This is a genomic window from Companilactobacillus heilongjiangensis (genome assembly GCF_000831645.3).
Classification (GTDB): domain Bacteria; phylum Bacillota; class Bacilli; order Lactobacillales; family Lactobacillaceae; genus Companilactobacillus; species Companilactobacillus heilongjiangensis.
Map to the genome: position 1 here is coordinate 1,285,212 of NZ_CP012559.1, position 11,628 is coordinate 1,296,839.

The following is an 11,628-nucleotide window of genomic DNA, read 5'->3' on the forward strand; positions in this document are numbered from 1 at the left end:
TAAACTACTCACTCCGTTTTACAAAGAATATTTGCGACACTCCAACTAAGATGGTGATCAAAATTGCGACTGTCATGAATAAATTGAATGTTCCGTGACTGATGATAACAATTCGCCAGTTAACAAATGCAAAGCCGGCAGCGAATGGAATCAATGTATAAATTAGATAACGAATCAATAATCCATTACGATAATTATTCTTCAAATCACCAGTTAAATGCGATCTCGATAAATCAAATTTCAACGGTACTAAGATGTAAAAATCAATCGCAATTATTAAGAACAATAGCAACACGATTCCCACAAGATAGAGTTCACCATTATTACTTGCTTCAACATTGGTAAAATCATCCGTCTGTGGCACGTATTTGTGCATGGATTTCACATGGAGTACCTTTTTGATTTTATTGAGACTCTCTTTATTCGATAAAGCTCGACCATCCAAAACTGTTGTCACTTGATTCAAGTGATATTTAGATTTTGGTTGATTGGGCGACAATGATACCAATGTCTGTAAATTCAGAATATCAGCTCCATCGAAACCAACATTCCCGATTACTGAAATATAGCGATTATCAACTTTAATATACGATTGACTCTGAGGCTTATATGCTTCAATTTCTGACGACTTACCTTGGACCGCAAAAGGAATCTGGGAAGTAAAGTCATCCATTGAGAAATAGCGGCCTGAAGTAATCGGCAACTTGTTAATCTTAGTATGACCATAAATATAGCCAATATCACTGTTACTCTTTTCAAAGAAAATCAATTGATAATTAGCAATCTTCTTTTTTTGATGCAATTCCTGGACAGCAGTGACCAAATTTTTCTTGGACTTAGTATGCAAAACGACTGCTTCTTCACTCATACCCAAACGATTCATCGTATTATTATACTTGATAGAATCGCTCTTCGAGACAGCAACGCCAGTCAAAAGAATTGCCAAGAAAATAATAATACTCGAAATTATTTTTTTCATAAAAATTCACCTATAAATTGTCTTACTGTGTTCCGTCTCCAGGTATGAGAATATTTACCTGCTATGCGGACCGGTCCGAGCCACAGAGCGGTCTCGAACCTCGGTTTGAAGCCTTACCAAAAATCGGTAAGGCTCCAAACACGCCCGGTGGTGTAATGGCTAAAGCCATAACGCCACACCCACAGCGGGTAAATATTCTCATACCTTCCGACTAATTTGATTTTTAATTAGTATTACAACCAAATAAATGATTGCTAATTAAGATTATTAAAACCATTTATTAACTAATACTTCATTTTACACTATAACAACAAGCAAGGCTGAAACAAATTTTCGTTGTCTCAGCCTTGTTTACTTTATTTAATTAAATATAGCTGGTCATGGACTAAATCATAACGTGAATAAACTGAATTAATTGCATCAATTCGAGGATCATCGACTATTTTAGCATCATCCCAGAACTCCTTACTATCAGTCGCACCATATTTCTCACCGATAACTAAGAAGTTAACGTTTAGTTGACGAATCTTTTGTAAAATTTTGAAGTCAATGTCTTCACGGTCAGGACTCCAAGCAACAATCACATTGTCGACTTTGTCACCGTACTTATCCAAGGCGGCTAAAGCATCTAAAGATTCAATTTCAGTCATTTTTAAATTACCGGTTTGATTGTATTTCGACCAGCTCAAATCGTCAGTACAATACGTTTCAACTTCTGCATCGCGTAAACCTTTTGACAAATAGCCATTACCTGCCATTAATTCCAAGAAACTTTCGTCAGGAAATTGCTTTTTTATTTCAGCTGTAAAATCTTGGGTAATCGTTGCCCAATAACCAAAGCGGGTTTGTAAATATGTTCGAAACTCACCCAAGTCATGATCAAATTTTTCCAAATGAACTGACATAGTTTGAAATTCAACCTCATCCAAATTGACGTTGTTTTCCATATAAGACGTTATTTCTTTTTCAGTCAATTGAAGCTGAGGAAAATGATACTTAGGCAATTCATTATTATTCAAAGCTTGGCAAATACGTTCCATGAACTTAATCCGTGCGTTAAAAACCATTCCATTCGGCAAAACTGCGGTATCTTCACGTAATCCATCAATGTAGTTCATAAATATCCCTCCAGAAAAAAAGCTTACCGATAATTCAGACATATATCGACAATCATGTTACTAGAAATTGGGTAATACTTAAAGGATTAAGTTGTGCTTTCCGTTTCCGGAGGTTAGAGTATTCATCTGTTCGGTCCGAGCCTTTCCAAAAAACGGAAAGTCTCCAACACGTCCGGTGGTGTAATTGCCAAAGCAATAACGCCACTTTCGCTGCGAATGAATACTCTAACCTCCTCCAACTAATTTATTTATTATTATCGGAAAACTAAATCGCAACTTCTGACTGTTTTAATAAATTAATGATGCGATTGTTAACAGCAATCGCTACAAGTGATTAATCCACAATAACTAAAGGATCACGGTAAAGTATAAAAGTTCAAGATCAGTCAAACCAACGAACAACTTAGCCAGCGAGAGCGAAGGATTGTGCCCGTAGTGAAAATAATATGAGGACGTTAGTCCTTATATTATAGGGCGACTTTGGAGACTTACCGAACTGTGGTAAGGCTCCAAAGCGAGGCCCGAGACCGCACTTTGGCTCGGACCGGTCCTCACATCAGGCACAATCCTTCGCTCTCGCTGGCGGAATACAAACAAAACATTAATATTCATTTAAATTTTGACGATGAAAATACCACAATTATTTCCAATAATAACGAAAAAGTGTAATATCTTAGGTAGTACATGTACGAGGTGAAATATGGCAGAAAATAATAAGAGACGACGGTCTCAAAAGGAAGAAGAAAGCGGTTGGCAATTCTGGTTACAGACCATTGCTCTAACAATTGCAATCTATGCAGTTTTCTTCCTCGGATTTAAGTTCATTCTTTCCAACGATAAAGTTTCTGGACCTTCCATGCAGCCGACCTTTGAAAACAACGATAAAGTTATTGCGACAAGACATTCAAACATTGGTCGTGGTGATGTTATCGTTTTGAAGGCGCCTGACGAACCAGGATCATTTTATATCAAGAGAGTTATCGGTTTACCTGGCGATACAGTTGTTTCAAAGAACAACAAAATTTATGTTAATGGTAAACTGTATAAAGAAGACTTCCTCAATGCGGGTCACAAAGTTAAGGAACCTGATACTAGTCTCTATGCGGGCAAGCCATACAGCTATACGTATAATTTCACTTTAAGCACTTTAGCTAAGAATTCTCCTGAATGGCAACAACGTTATAGCAGTTCTTATCTAAAGAAAATCGAACAGACTAACAAAGTTCCTGCTGGTACCTATTTTGTAATGGGAGATCACAGAACCGTTTCCAAAGACAGTCGAATCATTGGTTTTATCAATAAGAAGAGTGTTATTGGTGAAGTCAAGTGGCGTTACTGGCCATTGAATAGATGGGCAATCTTTTAAATCGAAGTTAACAGATAACTTATTGGAGGTATTTTCATGGATAAACCAAATATTGCTGAAATGATAATTCAGTACGAAAAAGATAAAGATATGACTGATACACAATTTGCTTTTGAAAGTCACATTTCAGTAGAACGTGTTCATAACTTAAAGTCAGGTGACTACGAACCAACAGCAGCTGAAACAAAGACAATCTTAGAATACATTAAGCTACATCAATAAGGCAGTATTTGTAGTTTACCATGATAGCGATGACCGTTTGGTCATCGCTATTTTTGTTTACTCAAAGTCAAATTTTAAAGGGAATTATTATCAATACCAAGTAAATCATAAGGACTTAAATAACGAGTTTTCATAATAATATCAACTATAGTATCGACATCTTCCGGCTTATCTTTAGAAAGCCAATACTTTATTGTATCCATCAAACCGGCAACTATAATCTCATATGCGTAATCATTCGGAATTTGTTGGGCCATCTTGTCGTTGCCCTTCTTTAGATACAATCCCTGATCAATCACATATCTAAGAATCTCCTTAACTCGAGTTTCAAAGGAAGTGCCATTACTATCCATTAGCACTTTCACCAATTCAAATTCTGAAGCTACATATTCCATAATCGTTGTCAAAACAGTATATGGCTCCACTCCTCGAGTTATATCTTGATATTGCATCGTCGTATTTAAATTGTTTTTTAACTTCTCTTTCAATTCCTCCAAGATACTATCCTCGAAATGCTTTTCCAAATCATATTTATCTTCATAGTGTGCATAAAAAGTACTTCGATTAATTTCTGCTATCGATGTAATATCGCTAATACTCAGATGTTCAAAGCCCTTAGTCTTCATCAATTTGATGAAGGCTTTTTTGATTTTCTCATTTGTTTTGGTATTTCTTTGCATGTTAATCCCGCCTTAATCCAACATATTTATTTTTTTGCTGGTTGTTATGAATCCTAGTATGCATTAGTCTTTTGTTAAAGCAACACAGTGTTTATATAAGGAGATAATAACATGTCTTACATTGAAGTCAAACATAGTTCCAAAATTTATAATATGGCAGGTAAAGATTTTTACGCAAATAATGATATAAGCTTTGAACTCAAAAAAGGTGAATTAACCGTGATTGTTGGCGCTTCTGGTGCTGGTAAATCCACATTGCTCAATATTTTAGGTGGAATGGATTCAAACTCTAAGGGACAAGTTGTCATTAATGGAAAAGATATTTCTAATTATTCTGATAGACAAATGACCACCTATCGTCGGAAAAGTGTGGGATTTGTTTTTCAATTTTACAATCTAATCCCTAATTTAACTTCTATTGAGAATGTAGAATTGGCATCCCAAATTGTATCTGACGCTTTGGATCCATTAGCAGTTATGCAAGAAGTTGGATTAAAGGATCGTATCAATAGTTTCCCGGCTGAACTATCTGGTGGTGAGCAACAACGAGTTTCAATCGCTCGAGCAATTGCCAAGAATCCTGATTTACTCTTATGCGATGAACCCACAGGAGCACTGGACTATAAAACTGGCAAGACTGTTTTGAAAATGCTGCAGGATTTTTGTAATAACTCGCACAAAAATGTCATTATCGTTACTCATAACGGGACGATCAAAGCAATGGCGGACCACGTAATCGAAATTGGCGACGGAAAAGTCAAATTGGACAAATTAAACACCACTCCCACACCAGTGGAACAGATTGAATGGTAGGTAATCAAAATTGAAAATATTAAATAAAAATATCTTACGTGAATTCAAGTTTTCCATTGCGCGCTTTATTTCAATTGCTACCCTACTTGCCTTGGGAGTTTTCATCCTAATTGGTCTTAAAGTTACTGGCAATGATATGAGACAAACAGCGAACAGTTATTACACTAGTCATAAAATGGCTGATGCAGTAATTAAGAGTACTTCTGATATTTCAAAGTCTGATCAGACCAAGATGAAAATAATCAATCATATCAAAACAATTGAATTTTCTAATAGTACCGATGGATTAATCTCGAACAGCAATCAAAGCATTCGCATACAAGCTAATACGACTAAACTATCAATTAGTAAGCCTACAACTGGCCGTTTACCCAAAAATAATAATGAAATTGCTTTGAGCAGTCGTGCGAAAGGCAAATATAAGTTGGGTGACTACATTACTATCAATAATAAAAGCCATGAAAAGTTATCAACTTTAAAAAATTCCAAATTGAAAGTGGTTGGCTTTGTCACATCTGCCGATTATTTGCTCAAACAAAATCTTGGAGCAACTACTGTAGGCACTGGCCAGATTGATACTTATGGCATAGTGAAGAAAACGAACTTTAAGTCTAAAACTCCATCATTGGCTCTGATCAGTTATAACAATTTAAAAGGTGCAAGTTATTCTGATAGCTATGCAAAACAAGTTGAAAAAAACGTTTCTAATACTGAATCCAAAGTGAGAACCATGTCTCAAAATCGGCAACAAGCAATAATCACTAAATTCAACGAACAAATTACCAAAGAGACACCTGCTTTGTCCAAGTTATATGGAAATAAAACTAATCAGGTTATCAAAACTGAAAAGGATAAGGTTTCAAAGAAAGCCTCTGCCCTAACCTATACGATTCAATCACGTAATGACTATAATCAGGGATACAACCAATACGGTGAAGATGCTAAAAGAATTGACATACTTTCAAATACTTTTCCGCTGATTTTCTTTGCAGTAGCTATTTTGGTTGTCTTTATTACAATGTCTCGTATGGGTGAAGAAAAGCGTATTGAATTAGGTACGTTACGCGCACTCGGCTATTCTAAGTTTTCAGCGATGAAAGTCTTCTTACTATACGGGTTCTTGGCCAGTGCTATCGGGACAGCTATCGGAGCCTGGTTGGGAACAACTTTTTTGCCACGAAAGATCTTCTCTGCTTACACTGCTAATTTCGTAATTCCAAATCTCAAGACACCAATTTCTTGGTCATTGATTGGACTATCATTTGTCATTACTATCTTATGCACGGTTTTACCCGCAGTTTATGTGGCTGGAAATTCGTTAAGAGAAAAACCGGCAACTCTGATGTTACCCAAGCCTCCCAAAAAAGGTTCTAAAATTTTATTGGAGCACATCCCATTCATTTGGAAACATTTCTCATTTAACTACAAAGTTACTATGAGAAACTTATTCAGATATAAATTCAAATCATTAATGACCATTGTTGGTGTGCTCGGATGTACTGCATTATTAATTACTGGTTTTGGGATCAAAGATTCCTTAAGCGGCATTGTAAACACACAGTATAAGGATATTGTTCATTACGACGTCATTGGAATGTACAATACTTCTGACTCAACAAAAAACATTGATCATTATAAAAATTATGTTAAAAACATCGAGGGATTAAAAGAGCAAACATCCGTCTATTATGAAAGCATTACCGCCAAATCAAAAGAAATGGTTAATAATCAGCAAATTTCAATGGTTATCCCCAAATCCACACGACGATTTTCAAACTATGTGACCTTGCAAACTCCTACTGCACATAAAGAAACAAGTTTAACTAAAGATGGTGCTGCTATTACTCAGAAATTAGCCAAAGTTATGAATGTTGCGGTCGGTGACAAAATGACTATCAAGGATTCTACCGGCAAGAAATATAGAATAAAAGTCGCCGCTATTACGGAAATGTACGCGGGGCATAACATCTATATGAGTCCAAGTTATTATAAGAAAGTATTTAAAAAAGCAGTCTCATACAATTCACTTATGATCCGTTTAAAAAATAGATCTGAGACAAACATCGATAAGGTTTCACGTGGATTGACGAAGCAATCCGCATCAAAAACGGTAATTCAATCTGATGATGCTAAGCAAACTATCAATAATATTTTGGATGGCTTAAATAACTTAGTCTTGATTATCATCTTTGCTGCCTCGTTGCTGGCATTCGTAGTTCTATTTACATTAACCAATATCAACGTATCTGAACGGATTCGAGAACTGTCAACTATTAAGGTTCTTGGTTTCTACCCAATGGAAGTCGTTATGTATATTTACCGCGAGACGTTAATTTTAACAATAATCGGTATCCTTTTGGGATATGCAGGTGGCAGCTGGCTACACAACTATATTATGCAAACCTTACCGCCAGAAACTGCCATGGCTGATATGACTTTATTGTGGTCCAACTTTACTATTTCCGGATTTATGACAGTCGTTTTCTCGATTATAGTTATGATTTTTATGGCACGTAAAATTAAAAACGTCGATATGCTCGGAGCACTTAAATCAGTCGACTAAAACAATTTGAAACAAGAACTTATAAGTATCCAGCTTTACACAAAAAGCGTTTCAGTTCAGACATCTAATGTTTGAATTGAAGCGCTTTTATATTATTTTTTTAAATAATCGTAAATACGTGAATCATGAAAATAGACATACACGCCTTTAACTCCCCGTTTTAGTAAAACATTGATTGAATTCAGAATTATTGCCCTTTTAGCAGCGTCCACATCAGTTAAATCTGCTTGATGACGTTTCTTAAAAGCCTCTTGATCTTCATACTTGGCAATATCAACTTTTATCCTACCATCACCAGCATAAACAACTGACGGACCGATAATCACTGCCACGTAGTTGAGGTCAAATCCTTGCACCGTATAGATTGAACCAATTTCATCAATGGTCGATTCTTTTTGCGCCCACGTGACATTGGAATAATTATATTGGTCCCAAGGTAAATGAAACTCTCCCTCATTGACAAAGTGTTTCTTGCCATCAAGAGTTGAAGGATAATCAGCTGTCGCAACGATGCGGGACTTTTGATAAGTTGCATTATCCTGGCGTAATTGCTGATACATTTTTTCAGCATCTGGATATACTCTAAATTCATAACCATTATAACTGCCACCTAGAAAATCGGATTGTTGCTGATTAACCGGTTTAAGTTGTAAATTATTCGTCAGATTATCAATCCACTGAACAATTTTCTTTGGAGCTTGCATACGCATTTGAACATGGAGCGTCGCTAATTGGTAATGTAACTGGAACCTTTTGACCAGATTATCGATTACTTTCTGTGACCAAAAACTCTTCAATTTCAAAACTTGGCGCTCATCATAAACTATTATGACAACTTTACTCAGCTTGATTATTTCTTCTAACTGATTGTTCTGCTCAAAATTATTATAACGATCGGCTTCGCTCAACAATAAGTGAGCTTCGTCAATTACGACAACATCCGCTGATTTATTTTTCTTATTCATGCGATTGATAAAAGTTGTGGGACGTAAAAATCGATTTTTACGTAACTCTTTATAGCCACTCGCATTTTCTTGGTAGACCTTCAACAATTCTGGATGATTAACTAAAAAGTAATTGTCGGTTCCATTATTTTTAGCCAGTTGTTCTAGACGTAAGAATAATTGTGTTAAAATAACGCTCTTTCCAGTACCAGCATCCCCATTAAGTTGAAATAGGCCTTTAGTCTGGGTGCTTAAATTATTTTGGCAAAAATCAAATATTTCATTAAAAACATCTTGTTGTTCCGCGGTCAGATGCTTATCGGGTAAAACAGAATCTAGCATATTTGTCTCCTAACAAAAATAGCACACCCTAAGGTGTGCCAAAGTTAACTATTCGTCACTCTTTAAAACCCCGCCAACAGCGTAGTGTTCTTTTTCCATTTCGTTCAAAACAACGTGTACGTGTTCTGCAGGTGCACCAGTGTTTTTAACAATGGCGTCAGTAACATCTTTGACCATTCCCCTTAATTGAGTTTCGGAACGACCGGCGATCAAATCAATATGTACCAATGGCATAAGCTTTCTCCTTTGATTACTTCATAAATTAGAATTAAAATTCATTTAAATTGTCTCATAAAATAAGCATTTTATAAACAATTATTCTTTCTAACCGAGGTATGACTTACTTAGTTAAACTTTCCGCAATATCCGCAAAAACAGTATTAATATCGTCATGAATAACTAATGATTTGTCTTCAATCTTGGGATGAGTTATGGCATCCTTGGGATTTATATTCACGTATGAGGCTTGTGGCAAATTATATGTTAAATTCCAAAATGGCTGCTGAATAAACATTGGTGTCATACGTCCTACACCTAATTCCATTAATAATAACTTTTTATTCTGATTACCTTTAATAAAACTATTTACTTTATCATATTCGGCATTAAACCTCTCACCTTCAAGAAACGTTGGTGATCTTACCCAAGGCTCCAATTCAGCACCATCGACTTCGCTTCTGGGAATCATTTCAGATGGAACTTGCATGTTCTTGATATTCTTTATAAGTTTTTCCATATACGGTCCAGTTTCATATAAATTCTTGTCCGTCAGTGGATTAGAACTTTGAAGGAACTTCCAATCACCTTGAATGTCACTAATTTTATCATCCTCAAAGTAACGATTAAACATCTCGTCTTGATTAGTTGTCATAATATGAACAACGTTTGGATAATCCTAAATTGGATTATTTACAACTAATTGCTGATAAATAATGTGTAACGCAAGTTAATTAATTCCTATGGTTAAGAGATTCAATATTTAGCATTATGCAAAGAAGCGTCACATCACACTGATAAACGGCTATGATGTGACGCTTCTTTTTTGTGCTTCTACAATCAACAAAAAAAGCTCTGACCTTTATTTCAGTCAGAACTTTTAATTTATAAATTAATGAAATACACGTTTTACACCAACAATGTTTCCACGTGATGAGTAGATTGAGTGTACTTGAACAGCAAATGGCCATGATTCGATCATTGTGTCTCTGTTCAAAAGAATACCAACGTGCCAAACAACGCCAGTTGATGGATCAGCGAAGAAAATCAAATCTCCACGTTGACGGTTATTAAAGTTTACACGAGGTAGTCTGTTATCTGCCCAGTAGTCACGACTATTCCATTCGTGGCCTGGTTGAGCGTGTTGAATATTTGAAATTGGTGATGAATCAATACCAGATGCGTAAAGTGCTTGTGTAACTAATCCAGAACAGTCAACACCATATGATGGCATTGAAGCTGCACCAGAGATCCAAGGTTGGCCAAGATACTTGTATGCTTGGTTAATCATGGCTTCAATGTGATCTGTACGAGTACTTGTCATATTAGTTTGTAATGGAGCAACATATGAGTCAATACCGTACCATGTACTTTCAACAAAGCCCATAGCTTTCCATGTAGCCAAGTTAACAACACCTGTTACAGGAAGACCTTTTCTTGATTGAAGAGCTCTGACACTAGCAGCTACGGAACCATCATAGATTGTGTGTGCATTAGAGTAGCCAAAGTATTTTCTTACTAAATAAGTCTTGATACCTTCAACACCATTGTACAAATCATAACCAACAGCACCACCAGAAGGTTGGATTTGGCTGTTGTGAATTTGTAGCCAACCATTTGGGTTTTGGTATGCAGCAGCAGTTGTAGCATCGTCACTGTTTAACCAAACGTTGTTAGCAATTTGGTAATAAGTCATACCATTAACTTTGTCAGTACGGTTGTATCTCCAAACAGTGTTAGCAGCTTGGTTAGCTGAACCATTTCGAGTGAATCCTTTGTCAGAACGTGAAAAGTTAACAGCACCGGATGATTTAACACGAATGATACCGTCAGCTGCGTTACCATATGTCAAAACAACATCTTGACCGTCAGTGTATTCGTTAGTAGCAACACGATAGTAAGTCTTACCATTGTATTGTAACTTTTGGTCAGTGAACCATGGAGTGTTAGGTCCAAGTTGACGGTCAGTAATAGCTGAACCATCTTGTTTGTAAAGTGGAGTTGCTTGGTTTCTAGTTGTAACAATTCCCTTTAATTGAGTGATGTTTGAGGCTGTAGCATCTGCTTGTGTGTCTGCATTTTGATCAGCAGCTGTGGTTGTTGTTTGGTCATTAGTTGCAGTTGTGTCAGCAGTGTTAGCAACAGTTGCTTGAGCATTGGCTGTGTCGTCAGTTGCTGTAGCAGGAGTATCAACGGCTTTTTGGTCGTCAGTAGGTGTTGTAGCTGCAGTAGCTTGAGAAACGGCTTGGTTTTGAGTACTTGTAGTTGTTACTTGATTATCAGTAGTTGTGTCAGCTTTAACATTTTGTTGAGTAGTAATTGCTAACATTGTTAGTGCCATACCACAAATAAATGATAGTTTTGCTTTTTTATTCATTTGTTTCT

At 36.3% G+C, this 11,628-nt stretch carries 10 protein-coding genes and 1 pseudogene; 4 read left to right on the top strand and 7 right to left on the bottom strand.

Annotation, left to right across the window (positions count from 1 at the left end; all coding sequences use genetic code 11):
- Positions 1-4 precede the first annotated feature (4 nt).
- Together JP39_RS05855 and JP39_RS05860 are read right to left on the bottom strand one after the other, a co-directional pair.
- Positions 5-979: a hypothetical protein gene (locus JP39_RS05855; protein WP_041501044.1), complete on the bottom strand. Its 975-nt coding sequence runs from the start codon at positions 977-979 to the stop codon at positions 5-7.
- Between the two features lie 356 nt (positions 980-1,335).
- A complete protein-coding gene (locus JP39_RS05860) occupies positions 1,336-2,097 on the bottom strand; it encodes a hypothetical protein (RefSeq protein ID WP_041501045.1) in 762 nt (253 codons plus the stop codon).
- A gap of 700 nt (positions 2,098-2,797) precedes the next feature.
- Here JP39_RS05860 and lepB point away from each other — a divergent pair.
- Both lepB and JP39_RS05870 read left to right on the top strand, forming a co-directional pair.
- Complete coding sequence (gene lepB / locus JP39_RS05865; RefSeq protein WP_041501046.1) at positions 2,798-3,463, top strand: signal peptidase I; 666 nt, start codon at positions 2,798-2,800, stop codon at positions 3,461-3,463.
- Positions 3,464-3,499: 36 nt separating this feature from the next.
- Positions 3,500-3,685: an LBP_cg2779 family protein gene (locus JP39_RS05870; RefSeq protein WP_041501047.1), complete on the top strand. Its 186-nt coding sequence runs from the start codon at positions 3,500-3,502 to the stop codon at positions 3,683-3,685.
- A 74-nt stretch (positions 3,686-3,759) separates the two neighbouring features.
- Here the strand turns inward: JP39_RS05870 and JP39_RS05875 are convergent, their stop codons facing one another.
- Complete coding sequence (locus JP39_RS05875; protein ID WP_041501048.1) at positions 3,760-4,365, bottom strand: TetR/AcrR family transcriptional regulator; 606 nt, start codon at positions 4,363-4,365, stop codon at positions 3,760-3,762.
- 111 nt (positions 4,366-4,476) lie between these two features.
- On the opposite strand from JP39_RS05875, the gene JP39_RS05880 reads away from it, so the two are divergent.
- Both JP39_RS05880 and JP39_RS05885 read left to right on the top strand, forming a co-directional pair.
- A complete protein-coding gene (locus tag JP39_RS05880; RefSeq protein ID WP_041501049.1) occupies positions 4,477-5,178 on the top strand; it encodes an ABC transporter ATP-binding protein in 702 nt (233 codons plus the stop codon).
- Positions 5,179-5,188: 10 nt separating this feature from the next.
- Positions 5,189-7,741 carry an ABC transporter permease gene (locus tag JP39_RS05885; RefSeq protein WP_041501050.1) on the top strand — a complete coding sequence of 851 codons (2,553 nt, stop codon included), beginning with the start codon at positions 5,189-5,191 and terminating at the stop codon, positions 7,739-7,741.
- Positions 7,742-7,833: 92 nt separating this feature from the next.
- Here the strand turns inward: JP39_RS05885 and JP39_RS05890 are convergent, their stop codons facing one another.
- From JP39_RS05890 to JP39_RS05905, 4 genes and pseudogenes are all read right to left on the bottom strand, one after another.
- Positions 7,834-9,027 carry a DUF2075 domain-containing protein gene (locus tag JP39_RS05890; RefSeq protein ID WP_041501051.1) on the bottom strand — a complete coding sequence of 398 codons (1,194 nt, stop codon included), beginning with the start codon at positions 9,025-9,027 and terminating at the stop codon, positions 7,834-7,836.
- 48 nt (positions 9,028-9,075) lie between these two features.
- Positions 9,076-9,264: pseudogene (locus JP39_RS05895) on the bottom strand (2-hydroxymuconate tautomerase); the annotation flags it as partial.
- A gap of 103 nt (positions 9,265-9,367) precedes the next feature.
- Positions 9,368-9,898: a hypothetical protein gene (locus tag JP39_RS05900; protein WP_053085046.1), complete on the bottom strand. Its 531-nt coding sequence runs from the start codon at positions 9,896-9,898 to the stop codon at positions 9,368-9,370.
- A 237-nt stretch (positions 9,899-10,135) separates the two neighbouring features.
- Positions 10,136-11,620, bottom strand: coding sequence for a C40 family peptidase (locus JP39_RS05905; RefSeq protein WP_053085047.1), 1,485 nt, complete (start codon positions 11,618-11,620; stop codon positions 10,136-10,138).
- Positions 11,621-11,628: the final 8 nt, after the last annotated feature.

Bases quoted from the DNA above. Each gene is read 5' to 3' on its own strand.
- lepB (WP_041501046.1), top strand. From the start codon at position 2,798: ATGGCAGAAAATAATAAGAGACGACGGTCTCAAAAGGAAGAAGAAAGC.
- JP39_RS05905 (WP_053085047.1), bottom strand. From the start codon at position 11,620: ATGAATAAAAAAGCAAAACTATCATTTATTTGTGGTATGGCACTAACA.
- JP39_RS05890 (WP_041501051.1), bottom strand. From the start codon at position 9,027: ATGCTAGATTCTGTTTTACCCGATAAGCATCTGACCGCGGAACAACAA.
- JP39_RS05880 (WP_041501049.1), top strand. From the start codon at position 4,477: ATGTCTTACATTGAAGTCAAACATAGTTCCAAAATTTATAATATGGCA.
- JP39_RS05860 (WP_041501045.1), bottom strand. From the start codon at position 2,097: ATGAACTACATTGATGGATTACGTGAAGATACCGCAGTTTTGCCGAAT.
- JP39_RS05900 (WP_053085046.1), bottom strand. From the start codon at position 9,898: ATGACAACTAATCAAGACGAGATGTTTAATCGTTACTTTGAGGATGAT.
- JP39_RS05855 (WP_041501044.1), bottom strand. From the start codon at position 979: ATGAAAAAAATAATTTCGAGTATTATTATTTTCTTGGCAATTCTTTTG.
- JP39_RS05875 (WP_041501048.1), bottom strand. From the start codon at position 4,365: ATGCAAAGAAATACCAAAACAAATGAGAAAATCAAAAAAGCCTTCATC.
- JP39_RS05870 (WP_041501047.1), top strand. From the start codon at position 3,500: ATGGATAAACCAAATATTGCTGAAATGATAATTCAGTACGAAAAAGAT.